Genomic DNA, 23715 nt, shown 5'->3' on the forward strand with positions numbered 1-23715 from the left:
ATGATTTTATGCTCTTTTCTTGCCTATTCGTTTTCTTACGCCACCGAATTATACAGAATGAGTGAAAATCCGCAACAGGCGTCAATAGTCAGAAAATTTGCATGCGCGCATTGCATTTGTTTGACACTGAAGGTTTTATTTTGTCGGATCAATTGGCGAAAATTGGCGAAAATCGACTTCCCCGCTAGCGCGCGCCGCCGGAAATAAGGGGAAACAGGGAGTTTGCAATATCCAGCGCCGGCAAGCCGGCGAGAACAAAAACAAGGATGGCGGCCCTGGCGGGCCGCAGCCAGGCTGAAGCCTGGCCATAAACAGCGCCGGCAAAGCCGGCGAGATTTATCACAACCCCGCACAACCCCGCACCAGTGCCTTCAGTTGCTCGCCATATAAGCGACGCTGAATCCGTTCAGCGCGCAAGGCCGACATTTGTTGCCAGATACCAGCATCCGACGGTAAGCCCGCAGTCGCATAGTCGGGGTCTTCAGGGATTTGCGCCGGCTTTACGCACAAGACCGGCGCTGGCATCTGCACTGGAACGGGGATATTCACTGGCGGCGGCGGTGTTGCGCAAGCTGCAAGCAGCACGGGGAGGGCCATCACAACTTTTTTCATCTTTCATCCCTTTCTTTTTTCAATTCGTCAGCAAACGCGATCCTGGCCGCATCGCATTCGTTCACGCCGGTGGGCGCGGCTTGCATCGCGAGCCGCGATGCTTTCGCAAGTTGCACGCGCTGGTTTTCTGCCATCTGTTTCAGAATCACAGTGCTGTTTTCCTGCGCTTTTTTTGATGCGTCTGTCAGCGCTTTCACAGCATCGTTCTGCTGTTTCACAGCGTCTGAAAAGCCATCATTGGCAACTTGCAATTGCCCATTGCGTTCCGCCGCCGCAACCTGGCGCGCCAAGGCATGACTGCGCCCGAGTGCATACCCCCCGGCGCCAAAGACCAGGGCGACAACCAGCACGGCCATCATTAATAACCTGTTCATGCAATCCCCTCCTGATAGCTGACAGATCCGTTTGAAAACGTGGCAGTCAGATTTTGCCGGCGCTGCTGGCCACTTGATAACCCAATGTGCACCCATGTGCCTTCGTAAATCAATTGGTCATACTGGATTTTGCTGCTTTTAATTGCGCGCGCAAGAATTAAAGGAGGCATGCCAGGGGCGAAGATGTCAGCAGCCAAACCGTAACAATGCGCGCTGTTTCGCGCACCGCCGATTGCAGCATTCAGTGCGGGCGACCGGTAGCCACTGCTGACTGCAATCGGCTGGCCGACCAGCGCACGCACTTTTTCAAGCGCGGCGGCCAGCTTGGTCAAATTCTCAATCACAGCAGCGCCAGGCGTGTTATCAATTCCTTTACGCGCTGCAGTCTGAGATGAACATAACTCTTCCAGAGAGAAGTGATTCGATAATTTCATATTGTCTTTCTTACGTCATTCACTGTTGCGGCGGCATCGTGCAGCATTTCCGCCACATCTTGATCTTTCCTTCTCTCAAACCACCGAGACACCGCCCCGCCAATCCACCAAGCCGGTAACGCGCTCGCGGCCATGACGATCCCTGCCAGGACCAGATAGCCATATTCAGGCGCGGCGCCGAACAATCCAGCAACCGCGCGCGCACTGGCAAACGCCCCCGGCCTGGCGTCGTACAGCCAAAGCACCGCACCAGATCCCACAGTGATCGATGTGGTGAATGCCAACGCAAAGCGCGCAAATGCCTCGCGCGGTGTTTTTGGCCACATCAACGCAAAACCGGCAGCGGTGGCCAGACCAGCGGCGCAAGTTGCCGCGCCAAGTGCTTTCAAACCGGCGGCACCGGCAGCGCTTTCAATTGTCATGATTAACTCCACCTAGAGTAATGCTGCTGATTTCGTCTATTGATTCTGCCTGATCGCACCGGTTTTTTGCAGCGCGCATCATGTCAAAATTATTTTTCCCTGCCTCAACCATTGAGGTGTACATTTCTCGGAAATCCCTTACTGACGCAATAGGCAATTCGGTATTATCCAATGCGCGCCACGACTCAACTCCCGCCGGAAGCTTATCGTTGTCGGCGTATTTCCCCAACGCAAGCATTGTTGCGATTGCATCAATATTTGACCTGCTCACTGGGTCGCACTGGATTTTTTTACCACGATGAGAGAAATAAGTGAAATTTTTCGCAGCGTACCAGTTTGCAATCTCAGACATTTTTCTGCTTTTTGCAATAGTTATTTCTGCGTCAGCTTTTTTAATTGGCTTACCTTCAGAAATTGTGTAGTTAAACCAATTCAAAGCAATATCATCATCCACCTGCAGGCATTTGCACTGCTCAGGTTTCACATCCTGAGCAATACCCTGGATGATTTCACCTTCTCTGCCGATCACTAACCAGCCCATCAGCGAACCCCTCTTTTAATTAAAATCCTGGCGTACAGTTCGGGCTGTCCATTTAATGCAGGCAAGCCTAGTTGATTTGAAACACTACTGCCGCGCAATTCCTGCTGCAAATACAACCACTTCGTTTCGCCCAGCACAAACTTATACGCCATCTGCACAACATGTTGCCCAGCACCGACGATGCCGCCAACACTACGGGCAATTGCCGAAACGGATGCAGCATCCCATAGTCGTAACTGCGAAAAACTGACGTTATTACAGGTTGCAAACGCTTGTATTTCATACGCCCCGGCTGGCAACGTTAATACACCGTTTTCGCCAAGGGCTGCGCCTTGTATTTGATTGGCAACTAAAGTATTAAGCCTTCGCGTTACAACGCCATTTAAAACGCCATCGCCTGCCGCTACACCGCTGGCTTGTTTTTCTTCGGCTATTAAATACTCATCGTAGCCAACCGGCCCTTGCCACCCTGTCCGGTCTGTAAATGGCGAAACATTTGATACACCGTTCACCCTGGCGCGATAGCAGAGACCATTTTCCGGTGCAATAACCAAATCTGCAGAATTATAGAAATTCCCAGCTGACCACATGGAAATATACTGGTGCTGTTGCGCAACATCTGCAGCGGCTTGCGCAATTTCTGCATTCCGCAAGGCTTGTGATACGTAGGCTGACGCTAAATTTGCCGATGCCAGCGCAGATTGCGCATATTGCGTCACAGATGCGGCATCGCCTGCTATTGCCGCTGCAGCAGCAGCGGCGGCGGCGGCATCCACGGCTGTCTGGCGCGCACTTTCAAACGTTTGCAGTAAAGAGGCAGTATTACTGGCGAGTTCTGCAATCTGAGATTGCGTTTGTATAATACTGTACTCGCCCGCTGCAATCGTCGCCCCTTTATATGCGCTGCTTAATTGCAGTTGTCCATCAGATATAACTTGCGCTACTTCATACAGTGCGCCATCAGGACCTTGAAATGCATATCCAGCTCGCACCATGAGCGTCCATGCTGTCCCTGTACCACGAACTGTTTTGTCATTAATTACGCAAGATACCAGCCCTGTTCTATACCAAGCCATTTTGCCCCCATTGATCCAGTTGCTCGCGGTCATCGCTGGCCATGATCTGTGCGCGCAACCCCTCTGCCTTGAGGCGCAACGATTGTTCAAAAGCGCTCATTTCTGACATTAAGTTGATTAAGTCCTGTCGATGTAGATAAACTTGTTTATTATCTGCCGTTGTCCAGGAGACCGTATAACCATCCACCTGAGTGGCAAGCTGCGCATGCGTCGCAAGTTTGTATAAATTCCATTGATAGCTCTCCCCAGCATATTCGACCACTGCGCCATGCAGCTTATTGTCGCGGTCGCTTTTTATGCGTTCCCAAGCAGCGGTGCGCACGTTATTAATTGTGCGCAAATCAATGATTATCCGATCTGGCATTTTCCAGCTCAGGCCAGATGTCCGCCTGACCTTTTCACGTTGCGCCAGTTCTTCGAGGCTGTATTCACACAATTTTTGAGTGATCACGTCAACATAATGGGTATTTATAAAACCCCAGCCGATCACTGAATTGCGCTGATATTCAACTTGCGTTTCGGGTATTTCAATTTCGCTCCAAAATTCGCCTGTTGCTTCGTGATACAGGGTCATTTTTACCATGCTCATTATCGTTTCACTCCTAGTAATGTGACAGACCAGCGACCCAGGACCCAGGCGCCATTGTTCCAGTCATTGCCAAACTGCACTTTGAAGGTGACCCAGCCGGGGGGGACAGTTGCTAAGCCGGTTGCCGCATGGGACAGTTGCAAGCCTGCGGCGGCGGAATCACTGCTGTGTACGACGGTCTGCCCTGTTGATGCTGTGATGCGAATGACTGTATTTGTCGCGCCTGCCGGCGCCCCGGCTTGCCAGGCCGCCATGGCAACGATGCTTGCCGCATCGCTGTAATACGCAGTGACTTCGCCTGCTGTCACCCACTGCCCAGGCGATATGCCGTTGTTGTCGCCAGGGCCGGACAGATACAGCGGGATGGTGACGGCGCTGCCTGCTAACTGCAGGGTGTCAATTGCGGCATTGCGGATTTTTACTGATCCAATACTGGCATCTTGTATGAATGCGGCATTGATGAAAACCTGCCCGTTTTGCACGACGAACGGCGCGGCGCTCGCGCCGCTGTTTACATCAATGACAGCAACCCGGTCTGCTGCCAGAAGAATCTGGCTTTCAATAACGCCGCCGCTGGAATTGACGCCTACGCCAAGCCCGGCAAGGTAAGTGCGCCCGTTCGCTGTGAGCTGCGTTTTAATCGTCTGCATCGCAGAAAGATTACCGATAATGCTGGCGCTGACATTGAGCGCTGTTTGTGCGCTGGCGGTTGCACCATCTGCAGTGGCTTGCGCTGTCGTTATTTGTGATGCTTGCGCACTCTGCGTGCTTGTCCGCGCATTGCTTTCTGCTGTGATCGCTGCGCTTAAATTCCCGGTTGTCGCAACCAGGTTATCTATGCGTTGCGCCAGTGCGCCATCGGCATTGGCGCGCGCTACGATTTCCGACGATACCGCTGAAAATGCATTGTTGACATCGGCGACGACAAGATCAACGCGCCGCGCGATGGCGCTATCCGCACTGACCCGCGCATCCGTTTCTGTGCGCACTGCTGCGGCTGCACCGGCGGTGGCGGCGGTTACGCTCACAATTTGCTGTGCGTGGCTGTCCAACGTGTTTTGCGTCGATTGCCGTAGTTCGCTCACTGCCGCACCGCGCGCGGCTGCCTCCTGCGCTACTTGCCGGGCGCTGGTGAGCATCGCATTTAATTGCGTCTGCCCTGCAGCGTCTTGCAATGCTGTTAAATTCCCGAGCAAGTCGATTTGCCTGCGTAATACTTGCCCCAGGTGGCTGGCGTCGATTTGACCTGTCACCCAGTCCAAAATCGCTTTTGCATCGCGGCTGGTTTCGCCTTTAATGCCTGCGCCCGCTGGAAACCAGGGGCCAATAACGCCCACTTTGTCGATTAAGCGCGCCCAGAAATAATAGGTGACGCCTGCGCCTTGTCCGGACAGTGTATGACTGTTGCTTGGCGCGGCAACTTGTACCAGGCGTTCTGCGCTGGCCCGGCTGGGGGTCTGGCTGTACCAGATTTCTGTTGATTCGATTGTCCCAACCAGGGCATCAGGGATTGACCAGGTCAAATCAATGGCGAACACGCGCGACGCGGCGGTCAATCCCCCGACCAGGGGGATAATGCTGCCGTGCAAGGTGTATTCAGTCGCTGGCACATCAGATAAGTCTTGTACTGATGTGCCAAAGACATTAAACGATGCGAGTTTGAAATACACCGTTTTACCCAGCCAGGCGGCTGGATACGTCCAGCGGAAGTTATTACCATTGATGGCGACGACTGCTGTTCCGGCGCTGTGAGCGCTGGCGGTGGACCCAAGCGCTCCTCTTTCGATGCCGCTTAATGTATATCGACCTGGGCCGCTCAACTGGCTGTTTGTAAAAGCAATGTATTCCCCATCCAGATACAGCACATTGACGAGATCATCGCCAGCGCCGCTACCATTTGACAGCAGCATGCCGCCGCTGTCTGTCATATCGACTTCGATGCTGGCAGCGCCGCTGGTGATGGGCGCTGCCAGCTTGCCGTAAAGTGCGCCGCCGCGCAGTGTGCCGATTCGCTGGTAATGCAGGTTGTCCAGCGCCGCATAGACGATGGCGCCGCCCCAGGCCGGGCCGCCGGCGGTGGCAATCCAGACTTGCGGTGTATTCCCTGTGATGCGCGCCGGCGGTTCAAAGATGACGGGCGGACGTGCATTGCCTGGCGGCAGACTGTGATTTTGCGCTGTGCTGCTGCGTTCTGGCGGTGTTTGCGGCCCCGAGTTCGCACCGCGCGGGAAGTCTTCAGCAATAATCGTCAGCGTGCCGCTTTCATCTTCGGATATTTCGGTAATACATACGGGATACGATGTCAGTCCTTGGGCTGCATAGTTGATCGCCACAATGTCCAGGGGTTCCAGCCACACATACGACCATGGCAAGCGGAATTCAAATCGATTGGTGACATATACAGAGCGCTGCAAGATGCTGGCGGCAACCCTTTGTGCGACATTCGCGTCGCAAATTTCTGGCATGTCGATCACATCACGGCTGCGCTTGCCGTTTTGCGCGATGTCCGCATCGTCCATTACTTCGGCGATTGCGTCAGCGTATTCCGCATTGCGATCTGCGTACTTGATACGAATGTGGTTATACACTTCATCCGCTGCGCGCTGACTGATGCTGACAATGGATTCTCCCTCTGCGAGCAAAACAGATTCGTCCAATATGGCCACCGGGTTCTTGTCCGGGTTGTATTGGCCATATTGACTGGAAACGGCGGTATCAGCATACGGCACAATTTTGAGCACGCCGGCTGAATAGACGCAGTCTGCATTGCCGATTTGCAGCAATGTCTTGATCTTGTCCCAGGCGGCTGCCTGATCTATATATGCAGGCGACACCCACAGCCCTGCAGCCAGGCAGTAGGCGCGGTAGGCGTCCAGGTTGCCAATCACATCAGGTTCTAATGCCGCACCTTGTGCGGGATCTGTGAGCAGGGCGGCGATGACGTCAGCGGGTTGTGCGTCTGGGTGATCTGGCGCGATGGAACCAGCGCCGGCGGCGATCACTTCGAAGGTGTGATTGCCCAAGCTGGCGCTGGAACCCAGATCATAGGCCGCGCTGCAGGCGTAGGCGATGCCGCGATAAGCCAGCGCGCGTTCCGGGTGATTTTGCACCATCCAGGGCCATGCGCTCTGTGTTGCGCTGCCTGAATACAGTTCTAAATTGAGTTCCGGCAAAGTGCTTTGCGCCTTGTCTCGCCACACGCGGGCAACACCTGTCACCGGGCCGGATGCCAGGGCCAGGACGGCGGCGGCGGTGTATGTGTAATCTGTTTGACTGGATGTGCTGCCGCCCCCTTTTCCTGTGCGGGTGGTGGTGGTATGCGGGTGGCTTTTAAAGTCTTCCCACTGGATGAGATTGGGCGCCACTCGCCGGGTGCCGAAGACCCAGGGGATTGCACGCCCCAGGGCCGACGTTTGCAGCCGAATATTGCCGATGATGGGGGCGCTGTTGCTGACGTTTTGCCCGCCGCCAAATAATCCGCTCATGCTGTTTTATCCGTATTGATGCGCCAACATCCAATCAGGCGGGTGCGCAAGTTTTCATTGGCGTTCAAATCTGTTTCGCAGACCTGGCCGACTTCCGCCCAGGCGTGAATGATGCAGGGCCAGGTGCTGACGATGCCGGCATGGCTGGCCGTGCGGCCAAATTTAAACAGGGCGATATCGCCCGCTTCTGGTTGATTGATCGGGTAGGCTTTGTCTGATAGGCCGAGTAAGTACAGTTCTTCACCACGGTGCAGGTGCCAATCTTTTGCATATGGGCGCGGGTCGTAATCCTGCTGGAGCACGCCGGCGGCTTGATAGGCTTGCACCAGGAGCATGACGCAATCAACGCCGGCGCCATGCACTTTGCCGGCATGGTGATAGGGCGTGCCCAGCCAGCGCCGGGCTTCTGCCACGGCGGCGTTTTGTTGATCTGCTGTCATTTTATATGGCTGTTTCTGGCGGCGGGACGAAGGGTGTCCCTTGGTAATTGAGCTGATTTGCAAACTTTGCACAGCCACGCGCGCCGCGCGTTTTATCGCAACCCGGCACAACAGTAAATCTGTCGCCAGGGGCGAGGTCTGCCGGCAATGGGTAGGACAGGTACAGTGTTCCGCTCGCATATCGAGCGATTGATCGCATCACGCCAGCATTTGCGCCGCTGGTAATTGTCACGCGCCCAAGGGCAAACCAGTCATCAGGATTGCCCAGGCCTGCGGCGATTGTTGTGCGGTCGGGCGATGTGATGACGGCGCCGGCGACAGTAAATGCGTTCACGTTCAGGCCGCATCCTGTATCAAACAGGGTGCGCATGCAACCGGCTTGGAATAATAAGCGCGGGATCTGTGTATTCAGCCTGGCGGCATCTGATACGACTGTCAGCGTGATGGATCTGTCGATACAGCGTGATTCGGACACATAGCCAATAAACCAGGGTACGGCAAATGCAGTGCTGGTCCACGTCTGTAAAAAGGCTTTATCGAGTTCAACGCGGGCGTTTTTTAACACGCCTTGGCGCACGGCAACCCACCAGGGCAAGCCGCCGATCATGTCACTGTCATTTGCGTGTATGCTCAGTTCAAGCTGCGATACTTGCACGCCGCGCACCAAGTGCAAGCGCGCACCGGAAAAGCTGATGCCATCGGCTGGGTACAATTCACTGCCGGCGCTGATGCTGACATCGGCATCGGTCGCTACAACCGTAGCGCCGGCGGCGGTGGTCAGGCGCAGCAGATTCGCTTTGCAGTAGGCATTGCTGGCCAGCAGGGTTTTCAGTGCTTGCGGTAAGTCCCTCATATGCGTCGCCCCAGGGTGCCGATCAGTTCGATTTTTTTACACTGCCACCAGTTTGCGCCCAAGCGGTCCAATTCGGCATCGTCATTTGCAAACCGGCATCGGTAAAAATATGAGCCTGACCAGGTTAAATTTCCAGCCGGCAAAGGTGCATTGAAGGCGATCAGCCCTGTTTCGCTGACGCCCCAGGCTGGGGCGGCGCTGCCGTTGAGTTTCAGCGCATCGATTTGCTTGACGTTTTGCACGGGTTCGCTCGCCACGCCCAGCGTGCGCTGTAGCTGCGCAGTACGCCGGTCGGCGCTGACAATCAGCGGTTGATCAATTACAGCGCCGTCCTGGTCAAACCAAAAATTGAATGCTTCAAATGCACCTTGGCGCCCATTGAAAAAACCAAGCAATGTTTGCCAGTGCCGATCTGCGCTGGTGGCGCTTAAAAATTCTGCGTGCAAGGTGATGTTGTACAGGGGATTGGCCATCACGGCTGCGCGGAATTCCTGGCCGCTGGCGGCTGTTTTAATTTGCGTTTTAAAACGTGGTCGGAAGCTGGTTTGCCAGTCGATGCCGGGCAAGTCGGGGAAAACGGGTGTTGGCATGATTATCGTTTCTGATGGTCTTGCAGCACTCTGGCAATGATGGCTGCTTTCCGTCGAATATCGTCATCTGTCAGCCTCCCGCTGTGATCGTTGTAATGAATCACAGGCGCCTGGGCGCTGCTGTCTGGTTCTGCACCGTTGCCTGCCAGGTTGCGGATCACGTTTGCGTATGGCGCAGGTAAAATCATTTCCTGCTCGTGAACTTGCACGATGGGGTTTTCAAAGGCGGGGATGCTGTAGCCACCTTTTGCCGACGCCAATGATAAATACCCCATCGCTGCCGCGCTGGCGGCAGCGCCGGCGGCTGGCGCAATCTCCCAGCCAATGACGGGGATTGCTGCTGCACTGGCGGTGGCGGCAGCACCAGCCACGCCCGCATTTGAGATGACGCCCGAGATTGCCGAGACTTTGCTGGCTGCTTGACCCAGTGCGAGATTAATCAACCACTTTGCCAGCATCTGCGCCAGCATACTGATGATGGCGTTCAGCACCACCCGCAGCATGTTGCGCAGGATGTCTGACATTTTCAGTGACCCTTGCAGTGTTTGCGCAATCACTTGTGCCCAGCCTTGTTGTACGGTCTGGAATAACTGCATTTGATCCGCTCGTTGCTCCAACACAACCGCATGCCGAATCTGTTGCATTCGGGCCTGGTGTGCTGCTTCCAGCTCTTCGCGTTTCGCGTGTAACTTCGCAATTGCAACGGGGTCAGTATCTGCCCCAGAACTTTGCAGTTCTGCTTGCTCTTGCTCAATTGCCGCACGTCGGATGGCGATGCGGTCTGCTTCAAACTGCGCTTGCATTTCCAGCAGACGGTCTTTTGTGAGTTGCCCCAAGGCGACTTGCTGATCCGCCTCTTTTTCGGCGAAATCAATACGTGATAATGCTGTTGCGTTGGCGCTATCAGTCTGCACTTGATTAATCGCACGCACCTGTTCTGCGCCTCTCAATTGTTCCGCATTGATTTTTGCCCTGGCATCAATTGCCTGCTTGCTTTGCTCTCCGTACATGTGCGCTGTACGGTTAGCCATATCAGTCAACAGTGTTAAGCGTTGCTCATGGTTGTTCTTAATGCCCTCAAGCTTTGCATTATCGGCTGCGAGCTCGCTTTCAAACGCTTCTTTACGCAACACTTGTTCCAAACTCAAGTATTTTCGCATGACGCCAGTTCGCTCTTCTTGACTCATTTTTACTGTGTCAAGCAGTTTCTTCCAGTAATCGCGCTCGCGCTCTTTACCATATTCCTGTGCGGTGCCTGCTTGCTGTTGCTGCTTTTCATAACCATCTCTGTCGAGTGCTAAGCGCTCTTCCCAGGCGGTCATGCGACTTTTGCTTTTTTCACTATCATTAAATTTATACTGCGGGGAATCAGATGGGGTATGTTTCTGGGTTATTTCAGGACTGGCTTTATGTCCTCTTGCGATGACATTATTAATTTGTTCTCTAGCGCTCCTCGCGTTATCGACGATCCTGTCGAAACTGCGTTGATTAACCGCTTCGACATCTTTAGCGCCATCTTCCCATGCTTGTTTGGCGCCCGAAAAATCACCATGCATCGCGCGTTCTGCGACTTTAGCTAAACGCGCGATTTCGGCCACTGCATTATCAATTAACGCGATCACCATATTAAAAACAGTCATGATGACTGTCCGAAACCCGATACATGCGATTTCAATGATTTTCAACATATTTAAAAATACCTGCATGGCGCTGGGTGCATCATGTCCGAATACGCTGGAGATGATCTCGCCGACGTTACCCCAGCCCGTAGTGATTACGCGCGCGACCTCCATCACCACTGACCCCAGCACACTGATGATGTTAATCACTCCATCGATTGCGCCGCCAAATAAACGACCTGCTGATGGCCCATAATTGGCTAACCATGCGCCCATTTGCGCGAATCGCGGCAATAACACTGCGCCGACTTGTGTTTCCAAGCTGGCTGTCACCAGCTTCATGTCATTTAACGCCAGCTTGTATTCCTTCACCGCTGCGACGTTTTCCTGGCCGACAACCAAGCCCAGCGCTTTAGCTCTCTGCTCGGCGTCTGTTAATGCGGGCGTCGTTAATTTTAAAATTCCTTTCATCTGATTCCATGACTCACCGTATAACTGCATGCCCGCGATGCTTTGTTCCATGGGGTTGGTGATGGCCATTAATTTCTCGTTGACTTCTCCCATCAGGTCTGCGGCTGGTCTGTACTGCCCATTGACGTCCCGGACTGTTATGCCGAGGACTTCAAATGCTTTGGAATTTGACCCGAGCTTTTCGGCCAATTTTGCGGAGGCTTCTGCGATTTGATCTATTTCAATACCAGCGCGCTTTGCTGCCAATAAATACACGCTGGCTTTTTCTGTCGATAAACCAAGAGCGCCTGCCAGTTTATTCGTCTCGCCGACCCATTCTGATTGAGATTCAATAATACCTTTGAAGGCTGCGCCGCCCGCTACCATGGCGGTCAATCCGGCAATCACGCCTGTTAGCGTTTGCATGCTGCCCATCAAGTTGCTCGATCCGCTTCTGAGCGCCTGGAAGCTGGCATTGACTTGAGCAGATGTTTCTTTCGCGCTGCGCGCAACAGCATTCATCGCTCGCGTGAAAATGCCAGGATCGGCGGTAATTTCATAATGCGCAGCATTTTCAGCCATTGCTTTCTTCCTTTACTTTCTAGGCGGGGGGAATGCTGCCATTAATGAGGCGATGTCGGCGCATTCCGGGTGGGGTTGATTTCCCGGACGAATAGCAGCGGTCGAGGGATGGCCGCTGGCAGTTTCGGCTTTCGCTGGTTTAATGCCCAGAAATGCAGCAACGCTTTCATTTACTGGCGGGGCTTGTCGCCAATAATCGAATTGCGTGCGAATGCTCGGTAAATCCCAATCACGCCACGCCTGTGCCGGGGTGCAGCCTGTGGCAGCAATTACGCGGGCGATGGCTCCGTCCAGGGTCAGCCCGGTGCTTCCCCTCTCATCCGGGCTTGTAACTCCCCCAGCTTGAGCGCCATGCCTGAAATTTGCATGACATCATCGAAGAGATCAATGGCGTTGCCTGTATCGACCCATTTATCAATTTCGTCCTGCGTGACATCCGGGTAATTACGAAGTAACGCCGCATGGACGAATTCTGCGATATCCGGGACAGGCGGGATTGCGCCATTAAAGCACGTTGCCAAGCGCCCGCTGTTTGTGCGCAGCCACCCGGCTGATAAGGGCGGCAGTGTATATTCGCGATCCCCTAATTTAATTAATTTACCGGGAATCATTCCGCCCCCGACCAACTGAATAAAATTCCGTTTGCGTCAGGCATCGCGGCCAAATCCAGGTCGTATTGGGCGTAGTCGTCCAATTTCGTGCCGATGGACAGCTTTTTACTGGTCACGCGTGGAAAGCTGATCGTGAAATGCTGTCCCTCAAACATTCCGCCAAAATCGATGCGGAAGGTGGGAGTCGCGCCAACGATGACGTTACGGACAGCCATGCTGCGACCTGTACCGACGCTATAAATGTAATCAAAGAACAGCGTTCTCCCGACATCTGCCGCATTGAATGTGAATTGTCCAGTGCCGTTTGTCGCGTACTGCCCGGGGGCTGGTGTTGCAGAGACGCGTTGCCAAGGGGTACCGTTGACTGATGAGCGAACGCCAACATTGGCAACATACGTCCCACCAGCGGGCGGTGTGACCGTTGTACTGGCCTGCGCGACTGCGCCAATATCGTCGATAACAACTATTTGCTGGCCATTAGCGACGGTTTGACCAAACACCAGGGCATTTAATGTCAACAATGAAAAGTTCATTGCTTTTGCCTTCATTTCAATCTGTCCCTTGCCCCGCATAGCACTGACTGGAAATTGACCACGTCCGTAGGCGAATTTCACTTCAAATTGAATATCAACGGTCACGTCCTGCACAATGCCGACCTGCGCCGGGGTCGGGATGGCAACGGACGTACCATTCGCATCGGTCAACTGCGTACCGAATAAGGTGCCTGTTCCGCAATAAAACATTTCGTCCTCACATGTGATTTTTATCTGACTTGTACTTGATCAGATATTCGGTTCTGGTTACAGCAACATTCTGCGCACTCTCTTCTGCGCGCGCTGTGCCGCTGATTCTGCGTAAATGCGTGACAAGCAGCTTCAATACTGTGTCACGCATCAGCACTTGATGGGCATCTTCGACGATGGCGTCGGCCCTTGTTTCGTAGCCTTCACCTACGACGTGCACATCGATCTGTACGGTCAGTTCGCAGCTGTCGATTGCATCGCTGATGGCCTGGCTGGTTTCAGTGGTCCATGCCACCGCGATTGCTGGACATTCGCTGTCTGTAATTGGTGACAAGCGGCCACGCCAAACACGGCCATCAACCGCCGGGATTGTTGTCAGTGCGCCGGTGATGACTTGCATGATGATTTCGCGCTTGCTCATGCGTCAGCCCTTATTTAACGGCAGCGATACAAATTCGCCATCGCCCAGCGGGATGGGTGTTTGCGCAATCCAGGCTACGCCCGCATGCTGCAAGCGCGTCCCGTATTTGATATTCAGCCGCCGGATGTCTGCCGCCTGCATGGTCAGCGCCGGGCTGGTGATGAGTTGACCCATTCCGCCCAGCATGTCGTTGGCTTGACCTGGTTCGTCGAAGATGGCTGTGAATTCGCCACCGCCTTCCACTAGCCATTTTTTGCCGAAGTCATAGATAAAAACCAGGTTATCTGCAGGGTCAATCATCTGCTTTCTTTTGCACTGGCTTATTCGCTGGGGGCTGCAGCAGCTTCAGTTGGTGCGGGTGAAGCGCTGCAACATCGTCGGGCAAGTCGATTTTATCGCCCACGCTCAAGCATGTGCCGTCGGGCATAGCAAAGCTGCCGGAAATGATTTCATATGTCTTCATTTCTTATCACCACCACCTTCCGCCGCTGGCGCCACCGGCGCCGCAGCGCCTGCGGTCACCAGCGGCGCCAAGGCTGCAGCCAGTTGTGCGTAATCAATCGCCGGCGCTGCAGCGGGGGCCGGGGCGGGGGCGGCTTGACCGGCGCTGATCAGCGGTGCCAAGGCTGCCGCCAATTGACCGTAGTCAATGCCCCCACCAGCAGCCGGCGCGGCAGGGGTCTGGATTTGCTGAGACTGATGTACAGCCGCCAGCACCTTGGTGGCTGTGTTGCAAACTGGTTCCAGTTTATGCGCATGCTCGGTTGCTTCAGTCGGCGTTAAGTCAACTTCCTGACCTTCGTGATAAGTGCTTTCTTGCACACGGGTCTCGCCTGCAACTTTCACAACTTTACGCAAAACAAGCACGAATCCTTTCCGGACCTCGTATGTCGCTACTTTTTCAGACATGTGTTTCTCCATTCAATCAGATAAGGGGGGCTTGGGCTTAACCGAAGCCTGGCGTCAAGGCATCGGTCATCACAGCGAAGGATTGCCCATGCCGCAAACCAAAATCGACGGTTTGAATGGCGCGCACAACGATATCGCCGCTCTTAAACAGCGTGGTGTCATATGGGTTGTAGCCCAGCTCAAAGACGCCCCACTGGGCGATCATGGCTTCTTGCCAATTGCCATAGACGATTTCAGAACAAATCCCGACCGATGTGCCCTTGGTCAAGTTGCCGCGTAATTGATTACTTTCGGCATACGGCTTGCCCTTCAGCTTATCTGGCGAGCCGGCAACCATGCCGCCCTGTGGATCCCACAGCGATACGCCTGTCGTCGCTTTCAGTGACGCCAGATAACCAACACATTTGCTGTTCAGGGCAAATGCATTCGAGCCGATTGCAGCATTCGCAATGCGGGGCGCCGTATACAGCTTGATCAGATCGTCGAAGTCGAGGGCTTTGCCATTCGCGCCACCGATGACCGATAGAACACCGGGTTGATTGACGATGCCAAGCGGTTGATTATTGCTGCCGGTGCCGGAAATACAGGCTTGATCCAGCGCCAGCGCCATCTGCATCAGCAAGTCGATACGCGCCAGCATTTCAATGCTGGGCGTGCTTTGCTGCATCATCAGGCGGGACAGGATTGAATATGCAGTCAGCATTTTCGGACGCAACTGCACTTTATCGAATGTGCCTTCGCTTTCAGAACCGGCTGACATTTCGCCAACCCAGCTTGCTGTGCTGGCGCCAACCTGGCGCGGGATATCAACATTGCCAATCAAGCCGACCAAGGTGCGGACGCCCAGCAGAGGCGTCACCAGCATATTGCGGAAGACTTCGATAAATTCTTCGGCCAGCAACGACGTGGAAACCAATGCGCCACCGGTTGCGGTGGCATTGGTCATGTAAGGGGCGCGCATCTGAATGGCGTCGCGGTAGCGTTTATCCAAATGCATCACGGCACGCTGGTGCTCGGGTGTCGGCGCAAAAGGCATGTCGGCTGACAAGAACAGGCCGTTCGGCGTTGACGGGTCACGGCCAAGCTGACGCGCGATATCATCCGACACTTCTTTTTCCAGCCCGGCTTCTTTGAAGTCGTTATTGGCAACGGCGCGCATGCCTTTCAAAAATGAATATGCCCGCTGTTCTTTGTGGCTTAAATCAACCTTCGCGCCCGCAACCGGACCTTGTTGCGCACCTTTTTCCAGGGCTTCCAAGAATGCTGCACGGGCTTCTTGGACAGTGCTTCCGCCTTCGATGTGCAGTTGTGCCAACTCCGGTTTTTTCCATTTATCGCCCAGGGCACGGATCGACGCAATACGATCACGTTCTGCGGCCCGGATTTGCTCGGGGTTCATCGGTGCACTGCCGCCGCCGCCTGAGCGGGTTTCGTCATGATGTTGATCCATGACGCGGATCTGTTGTACTGGCATCGGGGTTCCTTCGGTTGGTTCGGCTGGCGCCGGGTTGATGTGAGGTTGCCGCGTTTGGATGCGCACGGCTGGCGCGCTGGGGTCTGCACTGCGGTTGATGCCGATACTGGTATCGGCAGGGATAGTGACAATGGATATTTCAAGCGCTTCCCAACGCATGGCTGTATACACATCGTCGCTGCTGCTGCGGTTAGGATCGGCAGTTTCCAGCACGTAATCTGTCGCCTGATATGCAAATGAAACATTCCGTAGAATCAGATCATTCACCATGCCAACGACTTCATTTGCTTTTTCCGTTTTCGCAAAACGGACAATTGCATGACCACGCTTGTCTTCGCCGATCCAGGCTTTTTCAACGACGCCAATGACGCAATCGCGGTCGTGATTAAACAGGAGGGGGGCGCCGTCGTTTAAACGGGCCAGGTCTGCACATCCTGCGTCATGACACAAGATTTCATCCCCGTACCAGCGAGAGACTGCCGTCTCTGACGAAAATGTCAGCTCTAATGTGCGTTGCTGATCATCAATCTGCGGCGGCCCTGCCGCACCTTGCATGCTGACATCTCGGGTCTGCCGCCCAAGTTGATAGCCGTCTGTTAAGCGTGTGCTGGCATCTGGCATTTTTTTCTCCAAAAAAAACAGGGCCGCATCGCGGCCCTTGTTGATTAGCGTTTTAATTACGCTGTTTCTTCTGCTGTGTTTTCAGGCTTTTCTTCTGATGTGACTTGCTGCGCGCCTTTGCCATCGGTCATCGCTGGATCGGAATCCAGTATCAGCCCCAGGAATTGCGCGAACTTGCGTTCTTCTGCAAGCTGCTTCAAGACATCTTCGTAATCACCGCCGTTTTCACTGATCACGTCCCGGCGCGATGTTAATCCGCCGCGAATGCGTAATAAGTCAGATACGGTTTCTTTGTGCGGGTCAATCGCTGACCAGCCACGAGGCATCCAGCGCACATCTGCATAATGATCTGCGTCTGTCTCGTAGGCTGGTAAATCCAGCGCCCCGGACAAAACTGCCAGTTCAAGCCAGCGTTCATAGACAGGCTGTAAGAAGTCTTCAACAAACCAGGCTTGCAAGATGCGCCAGTTGTCCCGCTCTGGCAGCAGCGCCAGGCGTGACGATGAATAGTTCGACTGTGAAAAATCGCCAGACAGCGTTTCAAAGCTCTGACCTATCCCCGCCGCCACGCCGCGCAGCATGACCCGTAAAAACGGGTCCATTGCTGTATTGGGCGACCCCGGATTGAAGCCGGTGAATGTTTCACCAGGTTCCAGACGGCGGACCGTGCCTGGCTCGAAGTCCATCACGTCATCCGTGTAATCCTCTTCATCTTCATCCTGCAGTACTGGCGCTGCTGCTTCCGCCGGCTGAATAAATCCGACGACCGATGCTGTCGCCCTGGCTCTGACGATTTCGGCTTCTTCGTAACCGCCGATGTCGCCCAGTCGTTTTATGGCTGTGTGAAACCACGGGACGCAGCGGGTCTGGTTGTTTTCAAATACGCCCAGATGCAAGATTTCGTCTGCAGGCACACGTTTATACTTTTCCCGTCCACCGATATGGGTGAATTGATAATCGCCAGGGTGACGCGGATAAAAGTAATACGCCACGGGGCGTAGCCATTCGTCCAGCTCGACGCCCATGCGTATTTCGTTGCCGTTTTGCGCTCTGCCGTTGTGTTCGTCTGCCAGTAAGTCTGCGGAGATAATTTCCAGCGCCAGTGGGATGCGGGAGTCAGCAAAGCGGCGCTGCACAAATCGGATAAAAACTTCACCGTCAATTGCGACCATGCCAATCAAGGCCCGCTGCATCGCCTTAAAACTGACCTTGCCAGCGGTATGACAGCGCTTCTTATCTCCCCAGCGTTTCCACAGTTTTTCGATGCGGTCATTTATTGCATCGTCGAGTTGACCGCCGCGCCGCTTTTTGATTTGCGCTTGAAATTCAATGCCCTTCCCAACGATGTTATTGCGGATGTTGCGGACTGCTTTTTTGCCATAATCGTTATCACGTTCCAGCATCTGTGACAGTGCGCGCAAGCGACGTAGTGATAACCGGATTTCCGTATCTGGCGATGTGTTAACAGCCCAGGGATTGCCGTTGCGACTGGGTTTTGCCGCAGCATACATGCGCTGCTTTTGCTGCGCTGGCGCTGGCGCTGCCATTGACGCCGGTGCAGATTGCCGCCGGAATAGGTTTTTTATGAATCGAATCACTTGAACCTCACACGAATAAGCGATCCATCCGGCAAACCAGCACGTCTGCGCTGGTTGCGTTGCGCTGCTCGTAAACGGCGCAACAAGTCAGAGCGCATCGCTTGCAACGCCGCAAGCGGTTCGCGCGCCAGTTGCCTGCCGTTGATTGCGTAATTCAGAACTGCGCCGTTTTGCAGCCTGGCGCTGATCGCCGCATCCAGCGCTTCAAGATCGCGTTGATCTTGTGTGCGGCCATCGAATTGCGCCAGCGCGGCCAAGTTTGGGCGGACTGTCAATACACCTTGCCCGACCTGGCAGCGCTGGCCGGCGGTTGTGATGTACGCGGCCCAGTAAATTGTCACATCAGCGGCGCCAGTGTTCAGCGCTGCGGTCTGCTCTGCAGTGATGCTGCACGCCCAGTTGTTCCCGCTTGCTGGCCCTGTTACGTCCAGCGCCGTACCGGTTGCGCTGCGTAATGCATATTGCAAGCTCGCCGTCGCAGCGCTGACCGGCAAGCCGATATCGGCAGGCGTGTCAGTCCAGCCGACTGTGTCGCCGGCGGAGATTGATTTCGGTATATTCATTGCTTACCAGGAATTTGCAGACCAGCCGCGCTGGCGCGGCTGGCGTTGTTTTTTCTGCGGTGGTGGTGGCGGCGGTTTTGGCTGCTGTGGCGGCGCTGGTTCTTCCTGACTTTCATCAGGCTCTTGATTCGGCGCCGGCGTTTCAACCTGGTCAAACATTTCCGCCTGCCGGATCTTGTTTTCCAGCGCAAGCCATTGGCTTTCTTTGAAAAGATTGATTTTCAAAGAGCGTGCAGCGTGTAATGCATAGACCTCGCAGTCCAGCGCTTCATTCCGCTGTCCTGCCCGGACACTCCACACCTTCACATTCCGCTTTGTCTTGTGCGGAATCTTGACTTCTGCCGTGACCTGATCCCAGTAGTCCGGGCGCACGCAACTATACCAATGCGCCCGCCCTGGCCCGTTCCCCTGTAATTGAAAGCGGGCGGTTATCAGGTCTTTCGCTTTCATGGTGCCGACGATATAAGGGCGCAGGCCATACTTCCAGGCTTTCCCTTTTCTATCGACATCGACCGATTCAGACGGGCGCGTAAAGATTTCCTTTTTGCCGTGATCTGCTGAAGCACCTTTTATCGCCATGTATTGCCGGGCTTGACGCGCCCTGACGAATGCATAAACGGCATCTGACGTCTGGCCATCGGACGAGTCAATGCTCACCGCACGGATGTAAAGTGACGCGCCGCTGGCATGCTGAAACGCACGGGTCAAGAGTGCATCCAGCTCCACCCAGGCGCCAGCTTCCGGGATCAGCGTTTCACCGTGTATTTCTCCCCAGTAGATCAGCCAGGACTCTTCACCCCGGCCCCAGGATCTGATGATGATCGCCAGCCGATCATGCTGCACATCGACGCCTGCGGTCAGCAGCAGGCCGCCCCACGGGATAAAAAATTCCGGGTAATCAATCGCCCGACCTCGCAGTACATCCGCATCTGCCAGGTCTGTTTTGTACTTGTACGGCAAGCCTTCGGTGCTGTTCACGAACGCCCGCATTTTTGTATCGTCGCCCTGGTCTAAGTGGTGCAGGGCGGTCAAATACTTCTCTAGCAGCAGCCGCAACGTGCTGCCGGGAAAGGGGCTGTACAGCTCATTGATATAAAAACCAGCGACCCCGCTAAACGGCGCGGTTGCAACCCACGTTGCCCGGCGCACGTTTCGGTTTTTTTCGATGTCCGTCCACAGTGTGCCGCAGTGCGGGCAACTGTACCGAGCGCTGTTCAAATCGACGCGCCCAAAAATTTCATGCTGTGCCGCATCGCTTTCTATCCAGCGCACATTTTCCCAGGCCAGCACATGCGTTTCGTCACACGCATGGCAGGGGACCAGGAAGACGCGCTGATCAGAACTTTTATATTCAGCATCGATCTTTGAAAACCCGTCCACCGTCGGGGTGCCGCCAAAGATCACTTTGCGGCTGGCATAGGTTTTGCCGCGCTCTTCCAGCAAAACGATGGTATCGCCTTGTTCACGCAAGTTTGTGTTGCAATCGTCTGGTTCCTCAACGATGAGCACAGGCGCGCTGGTTGACTTGACCGAGCCGGGCGAATTTGACCCGACCAGTTTTAAAAATCCGCCGGGAAAACTTTTGAAATTCCAACTGTTGTCTTGATCTTTCCTGCTGTTGACCGGCAGCTTTTGCGTAATGCGCGGGGTGACTTCTGCCATCGGCAGCAGCTTTTCTTTGTTGAAGCTCTTGCCATCCATTTCCTTCGGAAACATGACGATGATGCCGCATGGATCGACATCGATGCGCTTGGCCATGTAGTTCAGCACCACCCCATCTGTCCAGCCGACTTGCGCAGACTTGCGCACGACGATTTTGCGGATGCGCGGATCGTCCAGCGCATCATGCATGCCCCGGACCCAGGGCGTTAAATCCGGATTGTATATGCCAGGCAGTGCGCTGGCTTTTCCGCTCAAGCGGCGATGTTTCCGCGACCAGTCGTAAGTGCTGATGCGCTCAGGTGGCGCCAGTAGTTTGCACAAGCGCCGGATCAGCATCCGGTTCGCTTGCCTCGTACTGGGACAGGTGAGTAAGTGTTGCGCAGACGGCTTCATTCAGATATTGGATATCAATGTCAATCCCGTGCAGCGCATCCAGCGCGGCTTTTAATTTCGCAGGCAGCGCCAGCAGTTCAGCTTTGAATCCGGAAAACATCTGTATCAATTCAGGTTCAAGTTCAGACACGTTGATCAACTGCGCCCGCTTTTCTGCAAGCTCAAGCATGCGCAGTTCGCGGGTCAGCCGTTCTGTCTGTACCCGTTCCATCACCAGATCAGCGCCGGCGGTTGAATGCCCGGACGCCTGCCCGCGCAGGCGTTCAATGTAGATCCGCCGGATTTCGTTCAGCGGCATTTCCCTCCAGTCGATTCCTGCCGCATTCAAGAATTCGCTGGCTGTTTTTTGCGCCATGAAAAGATGTTCTGCAACTTCGACTTGCGTTGGCATATCTGATCCTTATACTTATACCCCCCTCACCCTTTTCAGAACTACGCAAAATCCGGGGTCTTCGTCCCCGCAGGTGTTGATGGCTGGGAAGGACCCGCCAATTTCGAGGGGGGCGGGCTGGTCTTGGTCGGGGTGTGCGATCAGCCTGGCGTGGATTGGCCAGCATGGGCTAAGCGGTCCTTCAGGGCATAACCCATCAAGGGCCACACTTTTGTCAGCGCGTTCGTTTTTGCAATCATGCGCCCGATTTCTGCGTCAAAGTTATCAGGGTGCGCACATGCAGATTCACCTGTCACGATGAATCCGTTTTTTAACATGATCACGCAAAAGGTCAGGCACTCCAATTGACGGCACCCATGTGCATATGCCATAGCATCGGGGATTCTTTGGTGCAATTCTGCCTCATTCATTGCGCCATTAATTCCATGTTTTGCGGTGAAGTAGTGTTCGCTTGCAATGTTCGCCTCAATTTCAGCCGGGGTAATACGTGGTGCGGTCAGCCCCTTTGCCTGAATTTCTTTTTCAATGTCGTTCATGTTTTAAACATCCTGTGTTGTGAATAAAAGGGTTATTTGCGCTTGCGCGCCGCCCAGCGGTAGAGCAGGGCGGCGATACTCAGCACCAGGGTGGTGAGGATCGCCAATGCTGCACTGGCTGCGGCGCGCAGGGTGTTCGTGTTAAATGGGCTGGGGTTCTTCATCTGGTTCGCGATAAGTGTTTAATCTGCTGCCGTAAGATGACCGGAAATTTTTCCTTCATCAGCCGATTCAATGCTGTCTGCACCTTCTTATTGACAAGTCCATTCGGGACTGATGGCCCGAACAGTTCCTGTATCGGCAAGCCAGTCCATCGCGTTTTACCGTTACGGGTTACTTTCTTATGCTTTTTCCCCACACGAACGAAAACACCCTTGTGCCCGTTCGGCATCACCGCGATGAACGCATGTTTTATTATTTTCCTCCCGTTCTTGACATCAACTGACACGCCATCTGCTACCTGCCGTGCGTTGTACTGAATCAGCGGAATGGGCTTGCCGCTGGCTGTCAGCACTGCTGTCAGTTGCACGGCGCTGGCCTTTCTTGTGCTCAGCGCACCTTTTATTGTTGACGCCTTGAGCTTGTACCCCGCCGCTCTGATCTCGCGTGATGCGGCGGTTTTTGCCTGGGCAATAACCTTATTCAATGTGCGCGGGACAGCCTTATCCACCACATCGCGGCGCACCCGGCCTATGTCTGCAAGCACGGCTTGCATGCTGCCCTTCACATCAACTGTGATTGCCATCTTGACTTGACTCGATAAAAGAAACGCCGCCGCCTGAGCAATCAAGCGGCGGCGCAACAGCCCCACCAGGGACCACAGGAGACATATGCCAGTTCAAATCAGTTCGTATCTGCGCACCCGCCGGCGGCGGTTGATGCCGGGCAAGCTGTGCGGCAAGCCAGTCCCGCACCGCCTGTTTGTCTGGTTTTCTCATGTTCAATCGCCGTAAACGACAAGCGGCCCGGGGTTTCCGGGCCGCTGGACGGAATTATGCAACTTATCTGATAAGTGCGGATTTTCGACATATTTTGATGGGTTGTCAAGCCGCAGCCCGGAAAAGGGCATTGCTGGGCATGTTTTGTTGTGAGACAGCATCAGCGCTGCCGACCATGCCCAGCTCGCGCAAGACCGTATCGAATTGCGTCAGGGCGTCCTTTTCTTTATTGGTCAGCCACTTACTGATGGCGGTGACATATTTGCCCATGGTTTGCCGGTTGATTTCATACTCTGCCGCCATCGCATCGACTGGCGTGCGCTCGTTTTTACGCAGTAAATGCCGTTTTACGCAGGCAGCGCGAACTGCAAAGCTGGCATGCGCCCCGCCCAGGATCAGCTTTGCCTCACGGCTTAAGATGCCGATGGCTGCGACCCAGACCGGGTTAGCCTTGCGCCCACTGCAACAGGGGCGGGAACAGGGACAGATATCCCAGGCCGGCGCAGTGCGGGCAATCAGCAAAGCTTGATATAGCTCAGACAGTTCGCCCAGTTCGCGCAATATCATGCCCGCCTGCGCTGACCCATCCAGCCCACCCAAGCCGCGCCCTGATCCGCCGCCAGATGGCCCCGCCAAGCGGCCTAATACCGTCTTTTCGCCCGGCTGATAGTGATGGGCAAAAACCAGTGCGCTGTGTGCGCTCTCAAACAATGCTGCTTCCATTCTCAAATCTCCCGCTTCCGGTTTATTGATGTCCAACCTCAAAAAGGTTAGTCATGCAGGTTGGA

General features: G+C 54.5%; 27 protein-coding genes. All 27 read right to left on the reverse strand.

Annotated features, from left to right (window positions below; translation table 11 throughout):
- Positions 1-339 precede the first annotated feature (339 nt).
- The 27 genes from V8J88_RS03785 to V8J88_RS03915 all read right to left on the reverse strand — a co-directional run bounded on the left by V8J88_RS03785 (position 340) and on the right by V8J88_RS03915 (position 23650).
- A complete protein-coding gene (locus tag V8J88_RS03785; RefSeq protein ID WP_338847885.1) occupies positions 340-612 on the reverse strand; it encodes a hypothetical protein in 273 nt (90 codons plus the stop codon).
- Positions 609-1082 (reverse strand): hypothetical protein, encoded by a 474-nt coding sequence (locus tag V8J88_RS03790; RefSeq protein ID WP_338847886.1) that lies wholly within the window; start codon positions 1080-1082, stop codon positions 609-611. The genes V8J88_RS03785 and V8J88_RS03790 overlap by 4 nt, the downstream gene beginning before the upstream one ends.
- Positions 983-1420 carry a D-Ala-D-Ala carboxypeptidase family metallohydrolase gene (locus tag V8J88_RS03795; RefSeq protein ID WP_338847887.1) on the reverse strand — a complete coding sequence of 146 codons (438 nt, stop codon included), beginning with the start codon at positions 1418-1420 and terminating at the stop codon, positions 983-985. The genes V8J88_RS03790 and V8J88_RS03795 overlap by 100 nt, the downstream gene beginning before the upstream one ends.
- Entirely contained in the window at positions 1417-1842 is a 426-nt protein-coding gene (locus V8J88_RS03800) for a hypothetical protein (protein ID WP_338847888.1), read from the reverse strand. The genes V8J88_RS03795 and V8J88_RS03800 overlap by 4 nt, the downstream gene beginning before the upstream one ends.
- The gene (locus V8J88_RS03805; RefSeq protein WP_338847889.1) at positions 1832-2383 is read right to left on the reverse strand and encodes a DUF4376 domain-containing protein; all 552 of its coding nucleotides are present in this window, start codon (positions 2381-2383) and stop codon (positions 1832-1834) included. Before V8J88_RS03805 ends, V8J88_RS03800 begins: the two co-directional genes overlap by 11 nt.
- Complete coding sequence (locus V8J88_RS03810) at positions 2383-3492, reverse strand: hypothetical protein (protein ID WP_338847890.1); 1110 nt, start codon at positions 3490-3492, stop codon at positions 2383-2385. Before V8J88_RS03810 ends, V8J88_RS03805 begins: the two co-directional genes overlap by 1 nt.
- Positions 3446-4048, reverse strand: a complete 603-nt coding sequence (locus tag V8J88_RS03815) for a hypothetical protein (protein WP_338847891.1) — start codon at positions 4046-4048, stop codon at positions 3446-3448. The genes V8J88_RS03810 and V8J88_RS03815 overlap by 47 nt, the downstream gene beginning before the upstream one ends.
- Positions 4048-7533: a phage tail protein gene (locus V8J88_RS03820; protein ID WP_338847893.1), complete on the reverse strand. Its 3486-nt coding sequence runs from the start codon at positions 7531-7533 to the stop codon at positions 4048-4050. The genes V8J88_RS03815 and V8J88_RS03820 overlap by 1 nt, the downstream gene beginning before the upstream one ends.
- Positions 7530-7973: an NlpC/P60 family protein gene (locus tag V8J88_RS03825; RefSeq protein ID WP_338847894.1), complete on the reverse strand. Its 444-nt coding sequence runs from the start codon at positions 7971-7973 to the stop codon at positions 7530-7532. The genes V8J88_RS03820 and V8J88_RS03825 overlap by 4 nt, the downstream gene beginning before the upstream one ends.
- Before the next feature lies 1 nt (position 7974).
- Positions 7975-8826 carry a DUF2163 domain-containing protein gene (locus V8J88_RS03830; RefSeq protein ID WP_338847895.1) on the reverse strand — a complete coding sequence of 284 codons (852 nt, stop codon included), beginning with the start codon at positions 8824-8826 and terminating at the stop codon, positions 7975-7977.
- Positions 8823-9416, reverse strand: a complete 594-nt coding sequence (locus V8J88_RS03835; protein WP_338847896.1) for a DUF2460 domain-containing protein — start codon at positions 9414-9416, stop codon at positions 8823-8825. The genes V8J88_RS03830 and V8J88_RS03835 overlap by 4 nt, the downstream gene beginning before the upstream one ends.
- Positions 9417-9418: 2 nt before the next feature.
- Complete coding sequence (locus V8J88_RS03840; protein ID WP_338847897.1) at positions 9419-12067, reverse strand: hypothetical protein; 2649 nt, start codon at positions 12065-12067, stop codon at positions 9419-9421.
- Positions 12068-12363: 296 nt separating this feature from the next.
- Complete coding sequence (locus tag V8J88_RS03845) at positions 12364-12678, reverse strand: hypothetical protein (protein ID WP_338847898.1); 315 nt, start codon at positions 12676-12678, stop codon at positions 12364-12366.
- Positions 12675-13421: a hypothetical protein gene (locus V8J88_RS03850; protein ID WP_338847900.1), complete on the reverse strand. Its 747-nt coding sequence runs from the start codon at positions 13419-13421 to the stop codon at positions 12675-12677. The genes V8J88_RS03845 and V8J88_RS03850 overlap by 4 nt, the downstream gene beginning before the upstream one ends.
- A gap of 7 nt (positions 13422-13428) precedes the next feature.
- Positions 13429-13842 carry a hypothetical protein gene (locus tag V8J88_RS03855; protein ID WP_338847902.1) on the reverse strand — a complete coding sequence of 138 codons (414 nt, stop codon included), beginning with the start codon at positions 13840-13842 and terminating at the stop codon, positions 13429-13431.
- Between the two features lie 3 nt (positions 13843-13845).
- Entirely contained in the window at positions 13846-14142 is a 297-nt protein-coding gene (locus V8J88_RS03860) for a hypothetical protein (protein ID WP_338847905.1), read from the reverse strand.
- The gene (locus V8J88_RS03865; protein ID WP_338847906.1) at positions 14135-14305 is read right to left on the reverse strand and encodes a hypothetical protein; all 171 of its coding nucleotides are present in this window, start codon (positions 14303-14305) and stop codon (positions 14135-14137) included. The genes V8J88_RS03860 and V8J88_RS03865 overlap by 8 nt, the downstream gene beginning before the upstream one ends.
- Entirely contained in the window at positions 14302-14664 is a 363-nt protein-coding gene (locus V8J88_RS03870) for a hypothetical protein (RefSeq protein WP_338847907.1), read from the reverse strand. The genes V8J88_RS03865 and V8J88_RS03870 overlap by 4 nt, the downstream gene beginning before the upstream one ends.
- A gap of 124 nt (positions 14665-14788) precedes the next feature.
- Positions 14789-16846 carry a phage major capsid protein gene (locus tag V8J88_RS03875; RefSeq protein WP_338847908.1) on the reverse strand — a complete coding sequence of 686 codons (2058 nt, stop codon included), beginning with the start codon at positions 16844-16846 and terminating at the stop codon, positions 14789-14791.
- A 56-nt stretch (positions 16847-16902) separates the two neighbouring features.
- Positions 16903-18393 (reverse strand): phage portal protein, encoded by a 1491-nt coding sequence (locus V8J88_RS03880; RefSeq protein WP_338847909.1) that lies wholly within the window; start codon positions 18391-18393, stop codon positions 16903-16905.
- Between the two features lie 47 nt (positions 18394-18440).
- A complete protein-coding gene (locus tag V8J88_RS03885; RefSeq protein ID WP_338847911.1) occupies positions 18441-19007 on the reverse strand; it encodes a hypothetical protein in 567 nt (188 codons plus the stop codon).
- Between the two features lie 3 nt (positions 19008-19010).
- On the reverse strand, positions 19011-21062 hold the full coding sequence (locus tag V8J88_RS03890) for a phage terminase large subunit family protein (protein WP_338847912.1): 2052 nt from the start codon (positions 21060-21062) through the stop codon (positions 19011-19013).
- Entirely contained in the window at positions 20965-21453 is a 489-nt protein-coding gene (locus V8J88_RS03895; protein ID WP_338847914.1) for a MarR family transcriptional regulator, read from the reverse strand. The genes V8J88_RS03890 and V8J88_RS03895 overlap by 98 nt, the downstream gene beginning before the upstream one ends.
- A gap of 140 nt (positions 21454-21593) precedes the next feature.
- Entirely contained in the window at positions 21594-21989 is a 396-nt protein-coding gene (locus tag V8J88_RS03900; protein ID WP_338847915.1) for a Gp49 family protein, read from the reverse strand.
- A gap of 32 nt (positions 21990-22021) precedes the next feature.
- Positions 22022-22153: a hypothetical protein gene (locus V8J88_RS03905; RefSeq protein WP_338847916.1), complete on the reverse strand. Its 132-nt coding sequence runs from the start codon at positions 22151-22153 to the stop codon at positions 22022-22024.
- Positions 22150-22791, reverse strand: a complete 642-nt coding sequence (locus tag V8J88_RS03910) for a phage tail protein (protein WP_338847917.1) — start codon at positions 22789-22791, stop codon at positions 22150-22152. Before V8J88_RS03910 ends, V8J88_RS03905 begins: the two co-directional genes overlap by 4 nt.
- Positions 22792-23032: 241 nt before the next feature.
- Positions 23033-23650 carry a hypothetical protein gene (locus V8J88_RS03915; protein ID WP_338847918.1) on the reverse strand — a complete coding sequence of 206 codons (618 nt, stop codon included), beginning with the start codon at positions 23648-23650 and terminating at the stop codon, positions 23033-23035.
- Positions 23651-23715: the final 65 nt, after the last annotated feature.

It is taken from the genome of Massilia sp. W12, from assembly GCF_037300705.1.
Taxonomy (GTDB): Bacteria; Pseudomonadota; Gammaproteobacteria; order Burkholderiales; family Burkholderiaceae_D; genus JACPVY01.